This is a genomic window from Bradyrhizobium sp. CIR48, from assembly GCF_014198315.1.
Taxonomy (GTDB): domain Bacteria; phylum Pseudomonadota; class Alphaproteobacteria; order Rhizobiales; family Xanthobacteraceae; genus Bradyrhizobium.
On sequence record NZ_JACIHG010000002.1, the window covers coordinates 251272 to 275795 of the forward strand.

Here is a 24524-nt window from a genome sequence, read left to right on the forward strand (position 1 = left end):
ACATCGATGATCAAGCGCCTGATCCAGAATACGGTGATTTCGGCGCTTGCCTTCGGCGTGGCCGCCTTGCTGGGCCTTGCGGTCATTCCACTGATCATCGGGACCTGGGGGGTGACCGAGTTCGGCCTCATCGTCATCTCGCGGCTGCTGCTTCCCAGCGGCATGATGGCGGTGCTCGACCTCGGTCTGTCCGAGGTCGCCACCCAGGTCGTCGCGCGCGCGAGAGAGCACCGCAATTGGATGCAGGCCAGTCGCCAGATCGCGTTCTTGGGGGTGGTCTCCATCGCTCTCACCTTGATCCTGAGCGCCACCATTTGGTTCGCGACGCCGCTGTTCGTCATCGTGATGAAGGTTGACGCCGTCCATGTGGAGACGTTCACCCGGATCATGCACTACACGGCCCTCGCCAATCTGATCTTCGTTCCGGCGCTGGTGTGGGAAGGTACCGTCAAAGGCTTCGAGCGCTACAACCTGCTCCGTGTTGCGGAGGTCACGTCAACGGCAGCCTATGTCGGCCTGACATTCGCAGCCTCGTGGGCGGCGACAGGCTTTGAAGTGGTCGCCTACATCTATCTCGCCACGCTGGTGGCCCGCGCCGTCGTCATTGGAATTGCCGCGTTCGTCGCGCTGCGGCACAAGCACGTGCGGTTGCTGCCGTGGACCCCGGACATCCGGCAGGATATTCTGCACCGCTGCCTGCTGCTGCTGCAGGGCAAACTGATGGGCGGCATTTCCGGACCGCTTCAGCCGTTCCTGATCGGATTGCTGTTCGGGCCCAAGGCGGTCGGCACCTATGACGCGCTGGTGCGATTGTCGCGGGTATCCAAAGTCGTTGTCAGCCTTCTGACATCCGCCTTGCTTCCCGTTGCCAGCCGCCTCGACGAGCGCGGCAGCGCGACGTCGTTCCAGCGCCTCGGCGACCTCGGCCTCGTCATGATGCCGATGTTCGTGGTGCCGCCGCTTGCCGCGACCGCGATCCTCTCGCCGGAGATCATGAATATCTGGATCGGTCCCCTCCTTGCGCCCTACGCGTTCTGGATGGGCCTGAGCTTCCTGGTTCCCATCTGTAGCCAATATGTGGCGATCGGCAGCCTGATCTTCCTGACTCGGCCGGAGGTGCAGTCCAGGCTCAACAGGCTGATAGCCGTTCAGCTTCTGATCTGGGCGGCGGTCTCCGCTGCGACCTTGCACCTGTTCGCGGAACGCGCCCTGATCCTCGGCCAGGTCATCGGCAGTATCCTCATCCTGCCCTTTCAGCTGGGAGAGTTGCGCGGTGCACTCGAACTCGACCGCAATCGCTTCGCGAAGGTCATCGGAACCCAGTTCGCAATCCTTATCCTGGCAAGCATTTTTCTAGCAACAATTGCAGGTTACATTCGGTTCGACAGCGTGCTAAAGCTCGCCCTCGGTTCCATGGTTTTCTGTCTGATTACCTGGACGCTCCAATACTTCCTCGTGCTCGAAAAGCGGCACCGGACTGTATTTCCAGCGGTCGGACAACTGATGGGACTGACATCCAAAAGCAGTTGAATGAACATCCACGCGACAGACACGAACGCCGTCATCTCAGATTTCGCTCCGGCGTCGTTGTCGGACAAGGCGACGACTTATGCGCTGGATGCGGCAAGGAGCATCGGCCGTTTCGCGATGCGCCGCGTCAAACGCACGGCCGACGTCGTTGATTCCGAGTACAATCTATCGCATTGGCAGCGAACGCTGTCGGAAAAGGCCTGGACGAAGACCTCAAGCATCGGCGAATTCCTGATCCCGAAGAACCCCGCGCGGGGTCTTCGCAAGGTCGACAATCAGATCTGCAGGGTCGCGGCCGACGACTATTATCGCTATCGCGCCAGGGCCCTCGGCGAACTGCTCGCGCGGCACACGGGCGGCGCCACGGAGATCGTCGAGCTCGGCGCTGGCTGCGGCATCAACCTGCTGTCGCTTCACCTCAATCATCCCGACTGGAGGCTGCGCGGGTTCGACATCGCACCGAACGGCGTGGCAGCGGGCCGCGAGATCGCAGCCCATTATGGCCTGTCGGACCGGATATCGCTCGACAGGATCGACCTGACCGACGGCGACGACCCGAACTACGCTGCGATCAGGGACCAGGTTGTTTTCACCTACTTCTGCATCGAGCAAATTCCTTATGACGTGCGCAAGGTGGTGGACAACATCATTGCTGCGCGGCCGAAACGCGTCATCAACATCGAGCCGACGACGGAGCTGCTGAATCTCGCAAGTCCGCGAGATATCGTCAGCTTCCTGTACATCCGCTCGGTCGACTACCAAACGCAGCTGTTCTCGACGCTCGACGATTACGAGCGACAGGGCCGCGTCCGCGTCTTGGCGCGCGAACGCATGCCGTTCGCGCCGACGATCCACAATGATGGTTTTTTGTATTGCTGGGAGCCCACATGACAACCGTCGACACGACGGCTGATCGGCCTGCCCCGAAGAAGGCGAAGATCAGCCAGTTCCGCCGCCTGCTGTGGCACGTCAACCGCACCGATCTAGGTTGGGTGCTGAAGGCGGCTCTGACCAGCCTGCAATTGCCGGCCCGCGCCAAGCGGGTCGCGCTGCTGAAGCAGCTTCCGACGAAGCCCGAATGGGCCGAGGCCAGCCGCAAGCTCGACAAGGACGGTTACGTCGACGTGTCCGCGATCGTCGATCGCAGCCTCGCGGAAGCCGTCGCATCGTTCGCCGACGGCAAGGTGAACCGCCTCCAGGATCTGGTCGGCCGGCAGAAGGAAGGGCACAAATCGTTCTGGGTCAGCCTGCTGGACGAGGATCTCGTCAACGGCGCCTTTGCCACCGACCATCCGTTCGTGCGCTACGCCCTGCAGCCGGCAGCGCTGCGCATCATCGGCGACTTCATGCACGACCTGCCGCAATTGTCGGACGTGGTGCTGACGTTGTCGCAACCGACACCGAACCAGGCGTTGAGCTTCTCCCAGCTGTGGCATCTCGATCACGACGACAAGCGCGTCTGCAAGCTCTTCATCTATCTGACCGACGTTCAAAACACCGCCGACGGTCCGTTCACCTTCATTCCGGCGGGACCATCGAAGGCGTTCCGCAACTCGCTGAAGAGCCACATGAGCGATGCGCAGGTGTTCGCCAAGACCGGTCCGGACGCCGTCAAGGAAATGATCGCGCCCCGCCTGTCGTCCTTCATCGTCAACACGGCTCGCTGCCTGCACATGGGCAGCCGAATCCAGTCGGATCACAGCCGCCTGCTGTACACGGCAACCTACATCCAGCAGCCGCGCATCTTTCCCGAACCGCCGGCGCGTTTCCGCGCGGTCGGTGCCCTGACGGACCTCGAGCGCACCGTGATGCGGCTCTGACACGGACCTGCCGGGAGCTCACATCTTGCGCATAGGCCTGGTGGTCGATCACCCCAAGCGTGACCTGCCGGGGGCAGTCATGCTTGGTTATCAACTCGCGCGGCGCGGCGTCTCCGTCGCGCTGGTGCCGATGTACGAGCAGGCCGTCGATGTCCCTCGGCTCGGGCTGGACGCACTGGTCGTCAACTACGCGCGTCCCGTCAATCTCGACCTGATGCGCAGCTTCGCCAGGGCCGGCCTCGCGCTGTACGTGCTCGATACCGAAGGCGGCGTGCTTGCGGAAAAGGGCGGCAACTCACCGCCGGCGATGGCCGCTCACATCAAGGGCAGCGGCTACGCCGACATCCTGGCGGGCTATTTCTTCTGGGGCAACCGGCTGCACGACGCCTTCCTGGCCGCCGGAACCATGAAGCCCGAGCAGCTTCACCTCACCGGATGCCCGCGCTTCGACTTTGCAGCCCCACGCTGGCGCGCGTTGCTCGACGGCGAGCCGCGCGGCTATCTGCTCGTCAACGCCAACTTTCCGCTGGTCAATTCGCGGTTCACCGGCAAGCCGGGTGGCGAGCGCGAGGCGATGGTGCGGGCCGGTTGGGATGGCGCCTATGTCGATCGTTTCATCGCGGACCTAAAGCAGGTCTTCACCAACTATCTCGCCGAGCTCGACCGGCTCGCCGCCGCGCGGCCCGACCGCAGCATTCTCGTGCGCCCGCATCCCTTCGAGAGCGAGGACGTCTATCGCAACGCGCTCGCGCGGCATGGCAACGTCCTGATCGACGGCACCGGCAGCGTGCTCGACCGCATACGCAATGCGGCCGCGGTGATCCATCTCAATTGCGGGACGGCCGTCGAATCGGTGTTGCTCGGAAAGCTGCCGCTCCAGCTTGAATATCTGAACACGCCGGTCACCGCCGGCCATGCCGCCCTGCCCGCGCGCGTGAGTCGCCCGGTCGCTTCGTTCGACGAACTGCTCGGCACCATCGATCACATCGAACGGGAGACCGAGACCTTCGACTTCGCCCGCGTTCACGCCGCCGATATCGAGGCCTTCTTCCACCTCAATGACGGAAAAGCCGCCGAACGTGTCGCCGATGTCCTGACCGGCGTAGCGAGCTCGCGCCGGCCTTACGTCTCGCTGCTCGCGACCGTGAAGGGAACGCGCGCCAAGCCGAGCCTCGGCCAAATCGTCAAGGGCGCCGCCAGCGCCGCGCTCGGCTCTGCCGTCACGGAGCGGCTGCGCAGCCAGTTCAACCACGCCCGGCGCGACAAGCGGATCGCACCGCCCTTCGTCCAGACCCTGCTTCAGCGCATCGCCGCTCACGATCAGGCGAGCCCGTCTCAATTCACCGCAAGACGCGCGCATTGCGCGACGACGGGCTTGCCGCTCGCAAGTATTGCGATCGAACACGCCCAATAGAGCCATGGCCACACCTGCAAAGACGATTCTCATCACCACGCTTGCCGAATACCAGACCCGGTTCTGGATTCCGGTCGCGCAACGGTTGCGCACGGCAGGCCATGATGTCGAGTTGCTGGCCTTCGACGACCGCAGCGCGGAGATGTCGACGTCCGAAGGCGTTCCGGTCACGAACATGTATCGCGAGGGCCTTAAGGCCGGTCCCGCGCCGGACGATCGCAAAGCGTTCGACGCGCGCGTTGCGACCTACGGGCTCGACGGGACCAATTTCCTGTTCAGCCATGAGCGTTTCACTTTCGGCATCCGCGACACCGCGGCACTGCGCCGGCGCTTCATGATCTATGCCAATGCGATGGAGACAGTGCTCGACCGACTGGAGACGCAAGGCAAGCGCGTCGAACTGGTGCAGGAGCTCGGCGGCTTCCTTTCGGTGATCGCGAGCTTCTACGCCGCCAGGCGCCGCAACATCCGCAACTGGTTCATCGAACCCTCTTTCTTTCGTGGCCGGATGTACTTCACACCCGACACTCTCGGAGCACCCGACGTGATGCGAACGCCGGCGGACGTCGTGTCATCGGAGGTGCGCGCCTATCTGGACGACACACTGACGCAGCGCGCGATCGTCATCCCCAAGAAGGATCAGCACCATTATTCGGCGGCCTTCAAGAAGGTCGTCAATCTGCGCAACGCGCGCCGCCTCACCGAAAAGCTGTGGGACCAGTTCGCGCTCGGCAAGCACCAGGAGTTCGGGCACAATCTGCGCCACGCCCGGGTACACGCCGCGATGGCGCTCAACGCGACGCGGCTGCGCAAGCTCTATAAGCCGATCCCCGAGGCGCCCTTCGTCTACTACCCGTTCCATGTCCCTGCCGACATGGCGCTGACGTTGCGCTCCCCGGACTATCTCGATCAGGTCGCGACCGTCGACTTCCTGCTGCGCACCATCCCGGATTCGCATGTGCTCGTGGTGAAGGAACATCCGGCGCAGATCGGCGCGATCTCGGCGGATCGCCTGTTCGAACTGGCGCGCAGGTTCGACAATTTCGTGCTGCTGCCACCGCAGACCAACAATTACACCGTGCTCAATCGCGCCGATGCGGTCATCTCCGTCAACAGCAAGTCGGGCGCCGAGGCACTGCTGCTCGGCAAGCCGGTCGTGGTGATGGGCGATGCGTTCTACCGCTCCTGCCCGCTGGTCTTTGCGGTCGATCGTCTGGCCGATGTGCCCTCATGCCTGCGCGAGGCACTCTCCACCGGGCCGTTCGATCCGGCCAAAGGCGCGCCCTATTTCGAGTCCGCCTGGCGCCGATCTTTTCCGGGCGAGCTCTATATCAGCGATCCCAAGCTGCTCGACATTTTTGCTGCCTCCCTGCGCGCGGCCATCGCCGAGCCGGCCGGTGCGAACTGAACGGACCCACCATGCCGCTCGTCTCGATCATCACACCGTCCTGGAATGTCGAAGGCCTGATCGAGGAGACGATCCGCTCGGTGCAGAGCCAGACCTTCACCGATTGGGAACTCCTGATCGCGGACGACTGCTCGACCGACAGCACGCCGGCGATCATCGCTGACATCAGCGAGCGTGACCCGCGCGTCAAGCTGATCCGGATGCCGAAGAACGGCGGCCCGGCGCTTGCGCGCCAGGCGTCGATCGACGCCGCGCAGGGCCGCTATCTCGCCTTCCTCGACAGCGACGATCTGTGGCTGCCCGAAAAGCTCGAGCGGCAGCTCGCCTTCGCAAAGGCGAGGCAGGCTGCCCTCAGCTACACCGCCTTCCGCCGCATCAACGAGGCCAACACCGTCACCGGACGGCTGATCGAGGTGCCGTCCTCGCTCACCTATGGCCAGCTCCTGGAGAACACCGCGATCGCGACGCTGACCGCGATGGTCGACCGCGAGATCGCCGGCCCCATCGCGATGAAGAACGAGGGCTATGACGATTTCTGCCTGTGGCTCTCGATCCTCAAGCGCGGCCACACCGCCTACGGCCTCAACGAGGACCTCGCGCGCTACCGCGTCAGGGGCTCCTCGGTCTCCAGCCGTCCGGCACGCTCGGCCAAATGGGTCTGGCAGATCTACCGCAACGTCGAGCAACTCTCGCTGATCAGATCGGCTTGGTGTTTTGCCCATTGGGGTACGCGGGCCTGGCTGAAACGACGGGAATTCTAGTGACGCCGGCGGCCCGGCACGCAGCCACCTTGCAACAGCCGGAAATGGACATTGCGACCTGAATCGGTTGTCTCTAGTCTGACCTGGATTGGAGGGGGTTTGCGTGTACGATCAAGGTGTCATTGCGCTGGCAGCGCAACTCCTCGCCAGGTCTGGGCGGGCTGGACGCCGTGCAGTCTGTTGCCTGCAAAAATCCGCCGTCTGCGCCGCTGGCACGCCGCGATGACCTCCTGCCCTGCTCCAGAGACACCAACGTGAAAACAATCAGCGTCATCACGCCCTGCTACAATGAAGAGCTCAACATCAGGGATTGCTATGAGGCGATCCGGAAGATCTTCGACGACGAGCTTCAGGGTTATCGGCGCGAGCATATTTTCTGCGACAACGCCTCGGACGACCGCACAGTCGAGATCCTGCGTGAGATCGCCGCGCAGGATCCATCGGTGAAAGTCATCGTCAACGCGCGCAATTTCGGGCCGTTGCGCAACACCTATAACGGGGTGATGGCAAGCAGCGGGGACGCCGTTCTGCTGTTCATGCCGGCGGACCTTCAGGACCCGCCCGAGCTGCTGCCCCAGTTCGTCAAGCTGTGGGAGGCCGGCAACGAGATCGTCTACGGCATCCGCGCCTCACGCGAGGAAGGGCGGCTGATGCGCAGCGTCCGCAACGCCTACTACCGCGTGCTGACCAGATTCTCCGAGCTCAAGGTGCCTCCGGGAGTCGGCGACTTCCAGCTTGTCGACAGGCGTGTTGTCGAGGCCATGCGGCACGTCCGTGACGCCTATCCATTCATGCGAATGATGACGTTCGAATGCGGCGGTCGCATGGTCGGCGTGCCCTACACCTGGCGCGAGCGCAAGAAGGGGTTTTCGAAGAACCGCGCCGGCGCGCTGATCGATCAGGGCCTCAACGGGCTGGTGTCATTCACCACCGCGCCGGTCCGATTCGGCCTGTTCGCGGGCTTTCTGATCTCGGCCGTGAGCATCGCATACGCGATCGTCAACTTCATCATCGGCCTGGTGCTTTATCAGAAGCTCGCCGAACCTGGCATCCTCACCCTGATCGTCGCCATGTTCTTCTTCGGCGGCGTACAGCTGTTCTTCATGGGCATGATCGGTGAGTACGTTCTCGCGATCTACGGACAGGTGCGCGAGAAGCCCGTGGTGTTCGAGCGCGAGCGCGTCAATTTCGATCCCTCACCGCCGCCCGGCGCGTGACGCGCAGGCAGCGTCAGCGCTTCGCCAGCGATTGCTCGACCCGCGCGGCGATCGCCTCAGCCGAGAGGCCCGCGGCATCGAGCAGCGCCTCGCGCGACCCCGCGCTCGACGTCTTCCCTCCCTGCTCGGGAATGCCCATGCCCGTAATCGGCGGCCGCACCGCGTCTGCGGCAAACACGCCCGCCACCAGGCTGAACAGGCCGCCGCGCAGGATGTGCTCTTCCAGCGTCACGATGAGTGAGGCCTCGCGCACGGCGTCGCGGATCGCGACCTCGTCGAGCGGCTTCAGGCAGGAGACACTGACCACGCCGACGTCCCTGCCGCGCCCGGCGAGTTCGCTGGCGGCCTCCAGCGCACGAGAGGCGATCGGACCGGACGCGAGGATAACGACCTCCCGTCCCTCACGCAAAATCCTGGGCTTGCACAGATCGGTGACAGCGGCGCCGAGATTCGGCTCCCCCTGACGGCTGAGCCGCAGATAAGAGGGCTTGCCGCTTCCTGCGATCAGACGCGTCGCAGCCCGCACCTCCATGGGATCGCAGGGCACGAACACCTCGATGCCCGGCAGCATCGACATGATCCCCGCATCCTCGAGCGCGTGGTGGGTGTAGCCCTGGCTGCCATAGGCATAGCCGGCGCCCACCGCCACGACCTTGACGTCGGCACCGTGGTAGCAGACGTCGTTGCGGAGTTGCTCGAGGCAGCGCAGCGTCGGGAAATTGCCGATCGAGTAGATGAAGACGGTCTTGCCCGACAGGGCGATGCCGGCGGCGATCCCCGCCATGTTCTGCTCGGCCACACCGACATTGAGATAGCGATCGGGAAACTTCGCCGCGAACGGCTCCAGCACGGAGTAGCCGAGATCGCCGCAGAGCAGCCAGATGTCAGGGTTTTCGCTTGCAGCCTGCGACAGACTCTCGATGAACGTTGTCCTCATGCGCCGACCTCGGCCAACGCCTGCGCGAGCAGCTCATCCGAAGGCGAGCGGTAGTGCCATTCGAGCTTGTTCTCCATGAAGCTCACGCCCTTGCCCTTCACGGTGTGGGCGATCACGACGGTCGGCCGACCCGACGCCGCGGGTACGCCGCCCAGCACACGCTCGAGCGCAGTGAGGTCGTGGCCGTCGATCTCCTCGACCTGCCAGCCGAACGCGTTCCATTTCTCGGCAAACGGATCCAGGTTCAACACCTCGGCGACCGAACCGAAACTCTGGATCTTGTTGAAGTCGACGATGACGCAGAGATTGTCGAGCTTGTGATGGGGCGCGAACAGGATGCCCTCCCAGTTCGAGCCCTCGTCGCATTCGCCGTCGCTGAGCAGGCAGAACACGCGGCTGCCCGCACCCGCATTTCGGGCGGCCAGCGCCATACCGATTGCAATCGGCAGGCCATGGCCGAGCGAGCCGGTCGAAACCTCGACGCCGGGCACGGCGTGGCTGACATGCCCGGTGAAAATCGAACCGTCGCGGCAATAGGTGTCGAGCTCGGCCAGAGAAAAGAAACCGCATTCGGCAAGCGTAGCGTACATGATCGCCGTGGCGTGGCCCTTGCTGAGCACGAAGCGATCGCGGTTCGGGCTTTGCGGCTCGGCGGGATCGACGCGCAGGATCCGCGTGTACAGCACCGCCAGGATGTCCGCCATCGAGAGGCAACCGCCGATATGGGAGGCCTTCGCGGCATGCACCATGCGCAACGCGTGCGCACGAATCCGTCGCGCGAATTCTTTCGGCTCAGGAAGATTTGGTCGCGTCATGCCACTCTACCGTCTCGCGTAGTCCCTGATCCAACGGCACTTCGGGCTTCCAGCCCAAGGCAAGCATGCGCGAAACGTCCGCAGCCAGGACCATAACCTGATCGGGCCGATACGCCAACTCGCCGAAGCCGAGAGCGGCGCCGGGGTCGACGAGATCGCGCAGCTGCGTCACCGTCTCGCGCAGTGGCGGCGCGTCCGCACTGCCGACGTTGAAGATGCCGCTCGCCGCTTCATGCGTGATCGCCAGCCGGAAAGCGCTCGCGGCGTCGCGCGCGTGCAGAAATCCCCAGCGCTGCTCGCAGGCCGTCAGCGCCATACGATGTCCCGAGCGCAGGTTCCGAATCATGCTCGGGATCAGCCAGTGATCGGCGTCCTTCGGTCCGTAGGTCGAGAAAATCCTGAGCCAGGCGGCACGCAGGCCGCGCTCCTCGCACAGGCGCATCGCCATCGATCCGGCCGCGAGCTTGGCCATACCGTACAATGTCGTCGGCCGTGGCGCGTCGTCCTCCCGGATCGGACGATCATAGGGTCCGTACTCCGCCTGCGATCCGGCTCCGACGAAGATCCTGGCGCCGGCCTCGGCCGCGAGCTGGGCGAGGCCTACCGTATCCGCCACATTGACGGCCTGAACCGGGCTGTTGCGATCGCTGCCTGCGACGCCGCGCCAGGCCATGTGCACGACGGCGTCCGGCGCGAACTCCCCCAGCGCTCCCCGTAGCCCCTCCGGATGCTCCAAGCTGCCCGGGATCACGTGCAGCCGGTCATGAAGCTGCCCGAGGCGCCAATAGGAACTTGCCGGCCGCAACAGGACGGCCACCTCGTGCCCCCGCGCCATGAGGTCCGCAACGAGATAGGAGCCCAGAAAACCGCTCGCGCCGGTGGCAAAAACACGCATAAGCCCCGGGTAGATCAGCTACCCCGGCCCCGTCAATGTCCCGCTTCGGCAAGTCCCCCTGCCCGGGCCACGTTCCCGGCACGGCCGAAAGGCGATCCGAACTTGATTATCCGGCCCATGCGGCTAAACGGAGGGCCGGATCGAGGTTCGACGACGCAGGGGTAGACGCATGAATGATTTCAGGCTGGCCATGGTTTCCGCAGGCTTCGAGCACGGCGGAAACGTCACCCATCGTCACTTCGACGGTCATCCCGACCTGCTCGTCTATCCCTTCGAATCCCAGCTCGGCAACCGCAACTTCAACGACTTCCTGGCCTCGGTCGAGCGCGTCCAGTACCGCTATCCCGAATTCCCGGAGGGGCTGACGGCGACCGAGCTCTATGAGCAGATGATCGACGAGGAGCTGAAGACCTTCCTGCGCAAGCGCAACGGCTCCAAGTTCCGCGATGCGGACTGCGTGATGGACGAGAAGAAGCGGGTCGCCGAGTTCGCCCGCATCGTCGGCGAGCCGCCGATCTTCCGCCGCCAGGTGATCGAAGCCTTCTTCCGCGCGACCTTCGCGGCCTGGGAGAACTATTACGTCAAGCCGCGGCCGGGCATGGTCCATGTCGGCTACTCGCCCGCCATCGGGATCGATGCCGATCGCATGGTGCGCGACTTTCCCAACGTCCGCATCCTGCACATCGTGCGCAATCCGTTCTCAGCCTACCGCGACACCAAGCGCCGCCCGTTCCCGCAGCCGCTGACCAAATACCTGATCACCTGGAACATCTATCACTCGACGGTCGAGATGTTTGCCAGGATGTACCCCGAGAACGTACGGATCTTCCGTTACGAGGACCTCGTCGACGACAAGCGCAAGTTCATGACCGAGGCGGCTGGATTCATCGGCGTGCCCTTCGCCGATTCCATGCTTTATCCGAGCTGGAACGGCGTCGAGATCAAGGACTCCATTGCGCCTTGGGGAACCGTGCTCAAGAGCACCAAGGACTACAACCAGGCCGTGATCCAAGAGCTCTCGGACGAGGAGCGCAAACAGATCGCACAGGGCACCGCGGCACTCGCCCGTCATTTCGGCTACGACCGGATCGACTATCTGAGCCCGCTCTATCGTGCTGAGTAAGATCGCGTTCTTCGAAACCAACGACCGCCCCGACATCGCCGCCGACCGCGCGCGCATCCTGCCCGCGCTGCTACAGCATCTGCAATCCCTGGGCCGCAACGTCACCGTTGCGCCGGCGCCCGGCGGCACGCTCGGTGCCTGCTTTGACGCGGATATCGCCGGCGAAAAGCGGTTTCTGAAGACGCATCTGCCAGGCACGCGCGCGCGCGCCAGCCTCGCCAAGGAAGCCGACATCCTCGAGCAGCTCTACGGCAACACGATCGTGCTCGACCGCTTCGAGATCCCGCTCGCGAATGGAGCGGCGCGACTCTGCCTCATGATGCCCGTGCTGGTACCGCAGGCCGCGCCGATGCCGCCCGCTGATGCCGCCGCAATGGCCTACGCGTGCAGTGAGCGGCTCAACGACTGGCAGCCGGATGGGCTTGCCTCGTTCGATCACTATCTGGCGTCCGCCGCAGAGGCACTGAAGACGCTTTCGAGCCGCGGCCTGCTGAAGCAGGCCAGCGCGGCCGAGGTGCGCAGGCTGATCGGGCTGCTCGAAGATCGTCGCGCGGACTTGCCCGAGGCGCTCTGTCACGGCGATTTCGGACCGAAGAACATCATGCTCCAGGGCGGCGTGCGGCGCGTCATCGACTGGGAAGATGCATTCCGCGGCATCGCCGGCTACGACTACCTCTACTGGCTGACCTTCATGGAGAACCGGCCGTTCCTCCAAGAGGCCGCTTTCGGCCGGACCGGCCTTTCGCCCGACGTCGAGCGCGCCATCCTCGTGCTCGTCGCCCTGCTCAAATCCTATCTGGCGGTCTTGTCGGGCGAGCACCTGAAGCACGCGGTGTCGGCAGAGGACCGCATCGCCGAGATCCTCGATCTGCCGGTCTGATCAGGCCTGCGCAGCGCCAGTGACCTGGTCGAGCTGATCGAGCGAGAAGCTGCGCAGGTCCCGGCCCTCACGCAGCGCCTTGTACCAGTCCACAGTCAGGCGAAGGCCCTGCGCCAGATCGAGCCGCGGCGTCCAGCCGAGTTCGCTCCGCGCCTTCGCGCAGTCGAGCCTGAGATAGGCGGCTTCGTGCGGATGCGGGCCGGCGTCGGCCGTCCACCGCGCGCCGTCGCCCCACAGCGCGATCAGATGATCGACCACGGTCCCGACCGGCACCTCGCTTGCGGCATCCGGTCCGAAATTCCAGCCCCCGACGAAGCGCTCATCGCCCGCCAATCGCTCGACCAGCGAGAGATAGCCGAGCACCGGGTCGAGCGCGTGCTGCCAGGGCCGCACCGAATTGGGATTGCGGATGCGGAGCGCCTCGCCGGCCAGGAACGCCTGCATCGCATCGGGCACCAGGCGGTCGCGCGCCCAGTCGCCGCCGCCGAAGACGTTGCCCGCACGCGCGGTCGCGACGCGCGCCGCCCCCGTCGCGTTGAAGAAACTGTGGCGGTAGGAATGCGTCACGAGCTCGGCGCAGGCCTTGCTGTTGCTGTAGGGATCGTCACCGCCAAGCCGGTCGCCCTCGCCGAAGGCGGCGCCCATGCCATTGTTCTCGTAGCATTTGTCGCTGGTGACATTCAGGATCACCTTCACCGAGCGCAGAGGCCGTGCCGCTTCCAGCACATGCACCGTGCCCATCACGTTGGTCGCAAAGGTCTCGACCGGCTCCTCATAGGAGGGACGCACCAGCGCTTGCGCCGCCATGTGGATGACGATGTCGGGCTCGGCTTCCGCCATTGCGGAGCGCAAGGTGCCGAGATCTCGGATATCGGCGACGCGGTGCTTGATGTCGTCGGCGATGCGCGCCGCGACGAATAGCGCGGATTGGTGTGTCGGCGGCAGCGCATAGCCATAGACGTCGGCCCCGAGGCGGCGCAGCAGCAGCGACGCCCAGGCGCCCTTGAAGCCGGTGTGGCCGGTGAGAAAGACCTTCTTGCCGCGCCAGAATGCCGGATCCGTCACCAGACCCTCCATTTGGCGCGGTTGCCGGCCCACTCACCCTCGAGGAAGTTACGATCGCGCAGCGAGTCCATCGGGTGCCAGAAGCCGTGATGCACGTAGGCGCGCAGATCGTCGCCGTGCACGAGCTGCTCCATTGGCTCGCGCTCCCAAATCGTGCTGTCGCCTGCGATCAGCTCGCCGACCGACGGCGACAACAGAAAGAAACCGCCATTGATCCACCCGCCGTCGTCATTGGGCTTTTCCTCGAAATTAACGACCCGGTCGCCCTCGATCGCGATCGCGCCGAACCGCTTGGCCGGCCGCACCACCGAAACGGTGGCACGCCGCCCGTGCGCCTTGTGGAACGCGATCTCGGCGGCCAAGTCGATGTCGGCAACACCGTCGCCATAAGTCAACGCGAAGAAGGGCTCGTCCGCGACGTAAGGCAACACCCGCTTCAGCCGGCCGCCAGTCTGGGTGTCCTCGCCGGTATCGACGAGCGTGACCCGCCACGGCTCGGCCGTCTCGCGATGCACTTCCATCCGGTTCTCGGCGATGTGGAAGGTCACGTCGGACATGTGCAGGAAGTAGTTGGCGAAATACTCCTTGATCATGAAGCCCTTGTAGCCAAGGCAGATCACGAAATCATGGAAGCCATAATGGCTGTAGATCTTCATGATGTGCCACAGGATGGGCCGCCCGCCGATCTCCACCATCGGCTTCGGCCGCGTGGTGGTCTCCTCCGCGATTCGGGTGCCCAGGCCTCCCGCAAGAATTACGACTTTCATTCACCTGCTCCGAACGGGAGGCACGCTCCCCGCGTAGTCCAGACCGGCTTCTATACGAAGTGGCCGAACCTGGAAAATCATCGGTCCTCAAAGCACTTCTGTGGTCAAGAGGTATTTTATTACCTTACGCAAGGCTATTGGCGTTTCCGCCCGTAGCCGATACCACTCTGCCGGCCGCACCGGGAGGACCGTCCCGAGATCCAGCTGGAACCCGATCATGCCGTTTGAAAACTACAAGAACAGCCGCATCCTCGTAACCGGGGGCGCCGGGTTCATCGGATCGCACCTCTGCGAGCGACTGCTCGATACGGGAGCCGAGGTGGTGTCCGTCGACAACTACTTCACTGGCAGCCGGCGCAACATCGCCCATCTGATCGCAAATCCGCTGTTCGAAGCGGTCCGGCACGACGTCACCTTCCCGCTCTACATCGAGGTCGACGCGATCTTCAACCTGGCCTGCCCGGCCTCGCCGATCCACTACCAGCGCGATCCCGTGCAGACCACCAAGACCTCGGTGCATGGCGCCATCAACATGCTGGGGCTCGCCAAGCGACTCAAGGCGCGCATCTTCCAGGCCTCGACCAGCGAGGTCTATGGCGATCCGCTGATCCATCCGCAGACCGAAGATTACTGGGGCAATGTCAACCCGATCGGCATCCGCTCCTGCTACGACGAGGGCAAACGTTGCGCCGAGACGCTGTTCTTCGACTATTGGCGTCAGCACGGCCTGCCGATCAAGGTCGCGCGCATCTTCAATACCTACGGTCCGCGCATGCAGCCAAATGACGGTCGCGTGGTGTCGTCCTTCATCGTGCAGGCACTCCAGGGCGAGCCGATCACCGTGTTCGGCGACGGCGGGCAGACCCGCTCGTTCTGCTATGTCGACGACCTCGTCGAGGCCATCATGCGGTTGATGGTGACGGCGGAAGACATCACCGGTCCGATCAACCTCGGCAATAATTCCGAGTTCACGATCCGCGAACTCGCCGAGAAGGTCATCAAGCTCACGGGCTCGCGTTCCAAGTTGGTGTTCAAGCCGCTGCCGCAGGACGACCCGCGCCAGCGCCAGCCCGACCTTGCCAAGGCGAAGGCGGTGCTGAACTGGGAGCCGAAGGTCGCGCTCGAGGACGGGCTGAAGGAGACGATCGCCTACTTCAAGCACTCGCTCGACATCGCCTGACCTGCTCGCAACGTCCATCGTCCGCAGCGAGCTTCCGCAATGAGCGCACCGGCCGGGATCATCAGCGATTTGCGCGCCCGGCTGAACTCGAAAGCCGCGCTGACGAGATTGGTGCTGCTGCACAGCGCCGTCACCTGCCTGTCGCTGATCGAGGTCGCGACCTTTCAGCTCTCCATCGACTTCGACCCGAAGCGCCTCTGGATCGCCGTTCTCGTGGCAGCCGGCTTTTCCGTCGTCTCGCTGCTGTTCGCCTCCGCCCGCTTCTGCTTCGGCTATTTCGTCGGGTTCTATTTCTACACGATGATCCTGGGCTTCCTGTGGATCGACGTCTTCTCCGACTACAATTACCCGCGATTGCTTGCCGGAGTTTCGGCAGCATTGGCGCTGCTGCTCTTCCTGATGCCCATGTTGTTCATCCGGGCGCCGCTGCGGCAGTTCGCGCCCATGTCCAATGCCCGCTTCGAGCATTTGCTGACGCTTATCCTCCTGGTCTCCATCGTCACCATCGCCGTCGCTTCGACCTACAATTTCCGCCTGGTCTCGATCGCGAACATCTATGACTACCGTGACACGCTCGAATTTCCAGGATTGCTGCGATATCTCATCGGATGGGTCTCCAGCACGCTGCTGCCGTTTGCGTTCGCCAGCTACTGGCTGCTGGGTCATCGGTGGCGCGCAGGACTGGCGCTGGTCCTGCTCCTGCTGTTCTATCCCATCACCCTGACGAAGTTCGCGTTCTTCACACCGGCCTGGTTGATCGCGCTGGTCGTGCTGTCGCGGCTCCTGGAGGCGAGAGCATCGGTGATCGCCTCGATTTTCGTCCCGATGCTGATCGGGCTGCTCGTGATCTGGGTGACGGAGGCGAGCCTGAGGAGCATTCCCGGCAGGTATTTTGATATCGTCAATATCCGGATGATGGCGACGGCATCGGGCGCGCTCGAGCTCTACAACGATTTCTTCGCCAGCCACCCGATGACCTGGTTCTGCCAGATCTCCGTTCTCAAGCCGCTGATGCATTGTCCTTACGATGAGCCGCTCGCGGTGGTGATGCAGAACACCTACGACTTCGGCAATGTGAACGCCTCGCTGTTTGCGACCGAAGGCATTGCGTCCGTCGGCCCGTGGCTGGCGCCGCTGACGGCGCTCGCAGCAGGCCTCGTGCTGGCGCTCGGCAACCGCGCCTCCGCGGGCCTGCCGCCCCGCTTCGTGCTGATGTCGTCGGGTGTGCTGCCGCACATCCTGCTTAACGTGCCGCTCTCCGTCGCCTTGCTCACCCACGGCACCGTGCTTCTGTTCCTGCTCTGGTACGTGATGCCCCGCACCCTGTTCGAAACGAAGCCCTGACGCCGTGCGCATCCTGATCCTCAACGCCGACTATCCGCGCTTCCTCACCTGGCTCTACCGGCGCACGCCCGGCCTCGAGAACGCGCCTTACGCGGTGCAGATGGCAGCGCGGAACGCCAGCCTGTTCGGCGTTGCCGATTTCTACTCGCGCAATTTCGCCGGCCTTGGGCACGCCGCCGCCGACATCCATGTCAATAATCCCTGGATGCGGGCGGCCTGGGCGCGCGAGCACGGCCTTGCCGTCACCGAGCCGCCGCCGCCCGGCACGCCGGCCGCGCGCGATGCCGTTCCCGGCTGGCTGCAACGCGCGGTCGCCCCCTTCAAGCCCGTGCTGCGGCCGCTCGCGCGCAAGGTCGGCCTCAGCCCGCGCCTCGATGCCGAAGCAGAAAAGATCCTGCTGGCGCAGATCGAGGACTTCAAGCCCGATCTCGTCCTCAACCAGGATCTGTTTCACGTCGACACGCGCCTCGCGCGCCGGATCAAAGGGATCGGCCGCCCGATCCTGATCGGCCAGATCGGCATCTCGCCCTCACGCGGCGAGGACTGGTCGGTTTACGATCTCATGATCTCGCAGATGGCCGCGGTGGTGGACTTCTTCCGTGCCCACGGAGCGCGCGCCGAAGTGATTCATCTGGCCTTCGAGCCCGGCATCCTCGACGTCCTGCCGCCGCCGCCCTCGCAAGAATTCGACGTCACCTTCGTCGGGGCCGTGTCAGCCGATCACCAGCTTCGCGTCGCGCAGCTCGAAGCGGTGGCGCGGCGCTACGATCTCAAACTGTTCGGCAGCGGCCTGCACTCCCTTCCCGCCTCCTCGCCGCTGCACCGCTGCTACCAGGGCGAGGTGTGGGGCGTGGAGATGTACCAGGCACTGCGCGCCTCCCGCGTCACCCTCAATTCGCACATCGACATGGCCGGCCGCGAGGCCGGCAATGCCCGCCTGTTCGAAGCGACCGGCGTCGGCGCGTTCCTGCTCACCGACTTCAAGGACAATCTGCACACGTTGTTCGCTCCCGAGCGCGAGGTCGTCGCGTGGCGCAGCGTCGAGGACTGTCTCACGTTGATCGATCGGTATCTCGCCGACGACACGGCGCGCCAGTCCATAGCCAAGGCGGGACAGGCCAGGACGTTTGCCGCACACACTTTTCGCCGGCGTGTCGAAGAGATACTTGGTTACATCGGCTGAATTCCGCACCGGCAGGCAGAGCAATCCTCATGATCCGTCCGCCCTTGACGGTCCCGGCCAAAATGGCCAAAGTGCACAGCGGGACCGCTATCTCTCTCTAATCACAGCGATTTTTTCGAGGCTCACGATGGAACACGTCGAACAAGTTCGATTCGGCGACCAGCTCTACGCGATCATCGTGCGGGCCTCGTTCCGCGAGCCGGGCATCCACTTCTTTTCGACGCCGGAGCTGTCCCAGCAGCTCGCCTTCATGAGCCATCCGCAAGGCAAGACCATCGAGCCCCACCGCCACAACAAGGTGACGCGCGAGGTGCACTATACCCAGGAGGTCCTGCTGATCCAGAAGGGCAAGCTCCAGGTCGATTTCTACACCGTCGAAGAAAAATATCTCGAAAGCCGCGTGCTCGGTGCCGGCGACATCATCCTGCTCTGCAGCGGCGCTCACGGCTTCCACGTGCTCGAGCCGCTCGAGATGTTCGAGATCAAGCAAGGTCCCTATTCGGGCGAGAACGACAAGACCCGGTTTGCCGAAGCCTCCCCGTCCGAAATCCGGATCAAAGGCCCAAACCCGTGACCGCACCATTCATTCCCGTCAACACGCCACTGCTCGACGGCAACGAAGCCGATTATCTCGCCGAATGTATCCGGACCGGATGGATCTCCTCGGAGGGACCGTTCATCAAGCGCTTCGAGCAGGCGATGGCCAAGGCCGCCGGGCGGCGCCACGGCATTGCCGTCACCAACGGCTCGGTCGCGCTCGACATCGCGGTCCATGCCCTTGGGCTCGATGAGGGGTCGGAAGTCATTATCCCGACCTTCACGATCATCAGCTGCGCCGCCGCCCTGGTGCGCGCCGGCCTCGTCCCGGTCGGGGTCGACTGCGATGCCGCGACCTGGAACATGACGGCCGAGGGCGTGGAAGCTGCGATCACGCCGCGCACCCGCGCGATCATGCTGGTCCACATCTACGGTCTGCCGGTCGATCTCGATCCGATCCTGGCGCTGGCCCGCAAGCACGATCTGAAGGTGATCGAGGACGCCGCCGAGATGCACGGCCAGACCTATCGCGGCGCGCCCTGCGGCAGCTTCGGTGATGTCTCGACCTTCAGCTTCTATCCGAACAAGCACATCACGACCGGTGAAGGCGGCATGATCCTCACCGACGACGACGCGCTCGCCGATCGGCTGCAGGGCTACCGCAATCTCTGCTTCCAGCCGCAGCAACGCTTCGTCCACGAGGAGCTCGGCTGGAACGCGCGCATGACCAATCTCCAGGCTGCGCTTGGCGTCGCCCAGGTCGAGCGCCTGCCGCGCACGGTCGAGATCAAGCGCCGGATCGGCCGGCTCTACGACGAACATCTCGCAGGCCTCAACCGCATCCGCCGCCCCGTCGCCCGCACTGGCTATGCCGACAACATCTACTGGGTCTACGGCGTCGTGTTGAACGACGACGTGCCGTTCGACGCCAAGGAGGCGATGCGGCGCCTCGGCGAAAAGGGCATCGGAACGCGGCCGTTCTTCTGGTGCATGCATGAGCAACCGGTGCTGCGCCGGATGGGCCTGATGCGCGACGAAAGCCATCCGAATGCGGAATACATCGCCCGGCGCGGTTTTTACCTGCCGAGCGGGCTTGCCCTGACCGACGACGAGATCGCCCGCTCTGCCGCGGCGCTGAAGGAGATCCTGGCGTGACGGTGTTCGCCGACTACGCGCCCTGGTATGATCTTCTCTATCAGGACAAGGATTACGCGGCCGAGACGGCATTCGTCGAAGCGCGCCTGCGCGACCACGGCGTATCCTCTGGCAAGCTGCTCGATCTAGGCTGCGGCACCGGCCTGCATGCGCTCGCCTTCGCGCGCCAGGGGTGGAGCGTCGCCGGCATCGATCTCAGCGACGAGATGATCGCGCGCGCCAGGACGCGCGCCGGGCAGGCCGGACTGTCGATTCCGTTCCGACAGGGTAATGTCTGCGAGACAGGTGCCGAACGCGATTTCGACGCTGTGGTGTCGCTGTTCCACGTCGCAAGCTATCAGACCAGCCGCGATGCGCTGACGGCCATGTTCCGCACGGCCCATGCGGCGCTGAAGCCGGGTGGCGTCTTCTTTTTCGACTATTGGTACGGCGGCGCCGTGCTGGCGCAGGGCGTCGAGACGCGCGTCAAGGTGATCGAGCAGAAGCCGCTGCGCCTCACCCGCATTGCGCAATCCGATCATGACGAACAGGCCGCGACCGTCACCGTGAACTATACCCTGTTCTGCGAAGACATGGATCGCGCCACGATCAAGCGTGTCGATGAAGCGCACCGCATGCGCTACTGGTTTCCGTTCGAGATCGACGCGGCGCTTGCGGCGAGCGACTTCCAGGACGCCGCTCAAGCCGCATGGCTGACGCAGGACGCGCCGAACTCGAGGAGCTGGGCGGCCTATGCAGTCGCCAGAAAGAGTTTTGCACCGTGAGACCGCTGCGGCTCGCCGTGATGCTTGAACAGGCACTCGAGGTCGGCGGCGGCTTCCAGCAGCCGCTCAATGACCTGCTCTGGCTGCGCGACTGGGCGGCCAAGTCGGGCAACGAGATCGTGGTGTACTCGCCCTATCCCAAGACCCTGGACATCCTGAAGGAGTTCGGCGTCGCGGCGCGTCTGCTCAAATTCGGCCCGCTCGACCATGTCTTCCTGTTCCTGAAATATTGCGGGCCATTCGATCTCGTCCAGATCGCGCTGAGGCTGAAATCGCCGTTCGAGCGTGCGCTGATCCGCGACGGCATCGACGTCGTGCACTTCACCTCGACCTCGAAGCGGCACCTGCTGCTCTACGAGCTGCCGTTCATCATCACGATCTTCGACGGCTGCCATCGCGACGCGCCGGAGTTTCCGGAAGTGAGGACGTTCGGCGAATTCGAGCGCCGCGAGATCCTGTTCGGCCTCGCCAGCACCAAGGCCGCGGTGGTGATCGTCAACGCGCCTGAACTGGTCGATGATCTCTGCCGCCGCTATGCCATGGAAAAAGAGCGCGCGGTCTGCATCCCGTTCTCACCCTCCACCTATGTCAGCCAATCCACGTCCGACGCCGCCGACGATGATGCGGTGCTGTCACGATACCGCCTCAAGCCCGGCTATCTGTTCTATCCGGCGCAATTCTGGCCGCACAAGAACCACATGACGCTGCTCGCAGCGCTCGCAAGCCTGCGCGAGCGGGGCATCACCGAACGGCTGGTGCTGTGCGGATCGGATCGCGGCGGCCGCGACAAGATCGATGCGGCGATCCGCGCCTACGGCTTGTCGGACCAGATCTCCATCATCGGCTTCGTCGAGTCGGCCGAGCTCGGCGCGCTGTATCGCGGCGCCGCGGCGCTGGTGATGCCGAGCTATTTCGGCCCGACCAATCTTCCACCGCTGGAAGCCTGGGCGGTCGGCACGCCGGTGATCTATCCCGAGGCCTTCAAGGCTCAGGCCGGCGACGCCGCGATCCTGTTCGACTATGACGACCCGCGCTCGCTCGCGGATGCGATCGTCAGCCTGCGTACCGACGGCACGCGCGAGCGGCTGCGCGCGGCCGGTCAGCTCCGCCTTGCGCAGTTTGCCGAGGAGACCAACGCCGGCCACCAGCAATTCGCCCGCCATCTGGAACGGCTGAAGCACCGGCTGGCACTGACCGCGCGTTGAGTTCGCCTAGGCGGGAATGCGCGCCCTCAGGCGCTCGCGCAAGCCCGCATTCAACAGCGGGCTTGCGAGCATGCCGACCGCGGCCAGCCAGATCGCGCATTCCACGATGAAGTGCACGAGCCCGCTGCCCGGCACCAGCGCAATGATCGCCTGCCCGATCAGCCAGCCTGCTCCCACGATAACAACGGCCATGAGCATCAGGAAGGCGATGTGCCTTCCCGGATGATGCAGGGTCTGGCGCATGACGATCAGCGCGAGCAGTCCGAACTGGATGAGGATGTCGCTCGCGACGACCGCGAGCGCGGCACCAAGCGGCCCCAGATGCGGGATCAGGACGAAAGACAACACCAAAAAGACGACAAGCTGAAGTCCCTTGGTCCGGATCAGGAGATCGCCGCGATTGCTGTGATTGGCAAAGACCAGAGCCAGCAGCGATGGCGCGACGGCTGCTGAGCCGAGCAGCAGCGTCACCGTGAGCGGCGCGTCATAGGGGATGCTGCCATGGGTCCACAACGCGAAGAAGTCCGGCCAGAACGGCAGCAGGCCCGCGACGATCAAGCAGGCAAGGGCTGTCACGAACACCGAGCCATGGGCATAGAGCCGGCGCAGCCGACCCTTGTCGCCGACCGCGTGGTCGTGGCCGAGCTCGGCGGCGAGCGGCAGCGTCACCTGGAGGCAGAGGCCGCGCACCAGGCTCGCGATCACGCGCGTCAGGCCCCATTGCGCCACCGCGACGCGGTTCGTGACCAGCGCGGAGACGAGCAGCACCGGAACATTGACGAGCGCAAGCTCGGTGATGTTGGCGACTGCAAAAGGCACCGCGCGGCCGAATTGCCCGAGGCTCCAGCGCAGGGATGGCGACACCAAAGGCGGCTTGCCGGCGCGGCGCAGGAACGGGAACAGTCGCGGCGCGTCGAATGCAGCGAGCAGGATCGCGAACAGGAGCTGCATCGACACGAAGGCGATCGCGACCGCAAGCAGGCTGCCGAACAATGCGAGCGCCGCGAGCTGTGCGATCTGCCCAAGCAGCAGCGCGGCGTTCTGCAACCAGACCGTCCGGCCATATTGGCCGCGCACCCGATAGAGGCCGGAAACGAGGTTGGCGGGCACGGTCAGAAGCATGCCCAGCGTCATCACCAGCATCGCTGCATCGAATGTCGGCGCGGCCTGAAAGCCGAGCACGGCCGATGGCGGCGCCAGGACCACAGCCGCGCACAGCAGGCCCCCCAACACCAGCACGATGGCGAGATAGATCCGCAGCAGGGCCGAATAGAAACTCGCCGTGCGCCCGTCGCAATCGGCGCAAGCCTTGAACGCGAGAAAGCGGTTGATCGCGCGAAGCTGCAGCCCGGCATCCGCCACGACGACGAGGCTTCCCGCCGCATAGATCGCGAGCCAGGCCGCAAGCATGTCGCCGGTCCAGACATGGAGGAAGGCCGGGATGAGCAGGAGCTGCTGCGACAGCCCCAACACCATCTGGACCAGGTTGGCGGACCAGCCCTGCAAGAGGCGGCGGCCACGACTGATGCCGGCAGGTCTGCTCGAACCGTCGGCCGTGCCGGGCGCGTCAATTTGCTTGTCGGTCAAGCCGCGTCCTTCCCGTCAAGCAATCGGCCGCGCGCCCACAAGCGCTCAGAGCCCATCCGACTCGCCGTTCTTCGGCGTCGAACGCGGCACGAAGGGGGAGAAGGACGGATCGGACGGGCCCGGCATCATCAGCTTGCCCCCGGCCTCCGCAGGCGGCGGCGGAGCGGCGGCTTCCAGCCGCTGGAGCACCAGCACCTCGCTGCGCTCACCCTGCTTGAACGTCACCTCGCGCGGCTGCACCGACGTTAGCGACCAACCTGCGAGCGATTCGCCCTGCCGCAGACGCACGACCTTCTGATCGGTGCGGTTAACGAGAATTGCGATCGCATCGCCCTCGCCCACCACGGCCCCGACCAGCGACAACGGCGGCGGCGCCTCGACCGGCTTGGGCGGCGGCGCCGGACTTTCCTCGACCGGTGATGCGGCGACAGCGCGCGGCGGCGGCCGGCGCATGGCCGAGAAGATCGGGCGTTCCTGGGTTGCGGTCAGCGCCGAGAGCGGCACCGACCACAGCGGATTGCCGCGAGGAATGGGCTTGCCTGGCGCCTGCTGCGCGGGCCGCGCGATCGGCTTCATCGTCCCGACATCGACACTTTCAGCAGGATTGCCCACCGCGTCGTCCGACAAGACATCCACGCGCGATGAGGTGGCCGCCATGGTCCCGGCCATGCCCAGAACCATGCACAGCGCGGCCAATCCTGTCGGCCTCAGCCACCTGGACATCGACATTCCCCTGCGACCACCGGCCGCGCCACGCGACGGCGAGGCATCCGCGCCAAACTAGTTCCGATCGGCGGCGTCATCAACCCACGCCGTCCCGCCCAACCCGACGCGCAGGCCCAATCTGCCCCGCACCTGTTGCAATGCATGAATATGTTGCCCGATGGCCACGATGGCCGAAATTGCAAAGCGGAACAGGGAGGAAGTCGGCGCAAAT

23 protein-coding genes are annotated in these 24524 nt (G+C 64.5%); 16 read left to right on the plus strand and 7 right to left on the minus strand.

The annotated features are described in order from the left end of the window. The first annotated feature begins 6 nt into the window (after window positions 1-6). The 7 genes from GGD66_RS07555 to GGD66_RS07585 all read left to right on the plus strand — a co-directional run bounded on the left by GGD66_RS07555 (window position 7) and on the right by GGD66_RS07585 (window position 8150). A complete protein-coding gene (locus GGD66_RS07555) occupies window positions 7-1530 on the plus strand; it encodes a hypothetical protein (protein ID WP_183257277.1) in 1524 nt (507 codons plus the stop codon). Further along, window positions 1531-2421 carry a class I SAM-dependent methyltransferase gene (locus GGD66_RS07560; RefSeq protein WP_183257278.1) on the plus strand — a complete coding sequence of 297 codons (891 nt, stop codon included), beginning with the start codon at window positions 1531-1533 and terminating at the stop codon, window positions 2419-2421. Further along, window positions 2418-3350 (plus strand): hypothetical protein, encoded by a 933-nt coding sequence (locus GGD66_RS07565; protein WP_183257279.1) that lies wholly within the window; start codon window positions 2418-2420, stop codon window positions 3348-3350. The genes GGD66_RS07560 and GGD66_RS07565 overlap by 4 nt, the downstream gene beginning before the upstream one ends. Window positions 3351-3375: 25 nt before the next feature. Beyond that, the gene (locus tag GGD66_RS07570; protein WP_183257280.1) at window positions 3376-4764 is read left to right on the plus strand and encodes a surface carbohydrate biosynthesis protein; all 1389 of its coding nucleotides are present in this window, start codon (window positions 3376-3378) and stop codon (window positions 4762-4764) included. Window positions 4765-4768: 4 nt separating this feature from the next. Further along, complete coding sequence (locus tag GGD66_RS07575) at window positions 4769-6172, plus strand: capsule biosynthesis protein (RefSeq protein ID WP_183257281.1); 1404 nt, start codon at window positions 4769-4771, stop codon at window positions 6170-6172. An 11-nt stretch (window positions 6173-6183) separates the two neighbouring features. After that, the gene (locus tag GGD66_RS07580; protein ID WP_183257282.1) at window positions 6184-6933 is read left to right on the plus strand and encodes a glycosyltransferase family 2 protein; all 750 of its coding nucleotides are present in this window, start codon (window positions 6184-6186) and stop codon (window positions 6931-6933) included. A gap of 254 nt (window positions 6934-7187) precedes the next feature. Further along, complete coding sequence (locus GGD66_RS07585) at window positions 7188-8150, plus strand: glycosyltransferase family 2 protein (RefSeq protein WP_183257283.1); 963 nt, start codon at window positions 7188-7190, stop codon at window positions 8148-8150. Between the two features lie 13 nt (window positions 8151-8163). On the opposite strand, the gene GGD66_RS07590 is transcribed toward GGD66_RS07585, so the two are convergent. From GGD66_RS07590 to GGD66_RS07600, 3 genes are read right to left on the minus strand one after another with little or no spacing between them, the layout of a single operon-like run. Then, window positions 8164-9087: a transketolase family protein gene (locus GGD66_RS07590; protein ID WP_183257284.1), complete on the minus strand. Its 924-nt coding sequence runs from the start codon at window positions 9085-9087 to the stop codon at window positions 8164-8166. Beyond that, complete coding sequence (locus GGD66_RS07595; RefSeq protein ID WP_183257285.1) at window positions 9084-9902, minus strand: transketolase; 819 nt, start codon at window positions 9900-9902, stop codon at window positions 9084-9086. The genes GGD66_RS07590 and GGD66_RS07595 overlap by 4 nt, the downstream gene beginning before the upstream one ends. Beyond that, a complete protein-coding gene (locus GGD66_RS07600; RefSeq protein WP_183257286.1) occupies window positions 9880-10797 on the minus strand; it encodes an NAD(P)-dependent oxidoreductase in 918 nt (305 codons plus the stop codon). Before GGD66_RS07600 ends, GGD66_RS07595 begins: the two co-directional genes overlap by 23 nt. A gap of 169 nt (window positions 10798-10966) precedes the next feature. On the opposite strand from GGD66_RS07600, the gene GGD66_RS07605 reads away from it, so the two are divergent. After that, window positions 10967-11920, plus strand: a complete 954-nt coding sequence (locus GGD66_RS07605; protein WP_183257287.1) for a sulfotransferase — start codon at window positions 10967-10969, stop codon at window positions 11918-11920. Next, window positions 11910-12800, plus strand: coding sequence for a phosphotransferase (locus tag GGD66_RS07610; protein ID WP_183257288.1), 891 nt, complete (start codon window positions 11910-11912; stop codon window positions 12798-12800). Before GGD66_RS07605 ends, GGD66_RS07610 begins: the two co-directional genes overlap by 11 nt. Here the strand turns inward: GGD66_RS07610 and rfbG are convergent, their stop codons facing one another. Both rfbG and rfbF read right to left on the minus strand, forming a co-directional pair. Further along, window positions 12801-13865: a CDP-glucose 4,6-dehydratase gene (gene rfbG, locus GGD66_RS07615; RefSeq protein ID WP_183257289.1), complete on the minus strand. Its 1065-nt coding sequence runs from the start codon at window positions 13863-13865 to the stop codon at window positions 12801-12803. Further along, window positions 13862-14632 carry a glucose-1-phosphate cytidylyltransferase gene (gene rfbF / locus GGD66_RS07620; RefSeq protein WP_183257290.1) on the minus strand — a complete coding sequence of 257 codons (771 nt, stop codon included), beginning with the start codon at window positions 14630-14632 and terminating at the stop codon, window positions 13862-13864. The genes rfbG and rfbF overlap by 4 nt, the downstream gene beginning before the upstream one ends. A gap of 217 nt (window positions 14633-14849) precedes the next feature. Between rfbF and GGD66_RS07625 the strand changes: the two genes are divergently transcribed. From GGD66_RS07625 to GGD66_RS07655, 7 genes are all read left to right on the plus strand, one after another. Beyond that, a complete protein-coding gene (locus tag GGD66_RS07625) occupies window positions 14850-15812 on the plus strand; it encodes a UDP-glucuronic acid decarboxylase family protein (protein WP_183257291.1) in 963 nt (320 codons plus the stop codon). A 39-nt stretch (window positions 15813-15851) separates the two neighbouring features. Continuing rightward, complete coding sequence (locus tag GGD66_RS07630) at window positions 15852-17156, plus strand: hypothetical protein (protein ID WP_183257292.1); 1305 nt, start codon at window positions 15852-15854, stop codon at window positions 17154-17156. A 4-nt stretch (window positions 17157-17160) separates the two neighbouring features. Beyond that, complete coding sequence (locus tag GGD66_RS07635; RefSeq protein WP_183257293.1) at window positions 17161-18339, plus strand: glycosyltransferase; 1179 nt, start codon at window positions 17161-17163, stop codon at window positions 18337-18339. Between the two features lie 127 nt (window positions 18340-18466). Then, complete coding sequence (locus GGD66_RS07640) at window positions 18467-18913, plus strand: hypothetical protein (RefSeq protein ID WP_095425660.1); 447 nt, start codon at window positions 18467-18469, stop codon at window positions 18911-18913. Continuing rightward, window positions 18910-20031: a DegT/DnrJ/EryC1/StrS aminotransferase family protein gene (locus GGD66_RS07645; protein WP_183257294.1), complete on the plus strand. Its 1122-nt coding sequence runs from the start codon at window positions 18910-18912 to the stop codon at window positions 20029-20031. Before GGD66_RS07640 ends, GGD66_RS07645 begins: the two co-directional genes overlap by 4 nt. Beyond that, the gene (locus tag GGD66_RS07650) at window positions 20028-20795 is read left to right on the plus strand and encodes a class I SAM-dependent methyltransferase (protein WP_183257295.1); all 768 of its coding nucleotides are present in this window, start codon (window positions 20028-20030) and stop codon (window positions 20793-20795) included. The genes GGD66_RS07645 and GGD66_RS07650 overlap by 4 nt, the downstream gene beginning before the upstream one ends. Further along, window positions 20792-22000, plus strand: coding sequence for a glycosyltransferase family 1 protein (locus GGD66_RS07655; protein ID WP_183257296.1), 1209 nt, complete (start codon window positions 20792-20794; stop codon window positions 21998-22000). The genes GGD66_RS07650 and GGD66_RS07655 overlap by 4 nt, the downstream gene beginning before the upstream one ends. A gap of 6 nt (window positions 22001-22006) precedes the next feature. On the opposite strand, the gene GGD66_RS07660 is transcribed toward GGD66_RS07655, so the two are convergent. Further along, window positions 22007-23587 (minus strand): hypothetical protein, encoded by a 1581-nt coding sequence (locus tag GGD66_RS07660; protein WP_183257297.1) that lies wholly within the window; start codon window positions 23585-23587, stop codon window positions 22007-22009. 45 nt (window positions 23588-23632) lie between these two features. Then, entirely contained in the window at window positions 23633-24310 is a 678-nt protein-coding gene (locus tag GGD66_RS07665) for a hypothetical protein (RefSeq protein WP_183257298.1), read from the minus strand. Between the last annotated feature and the right edge of the window lie 214 nt (window positions 24311-24524).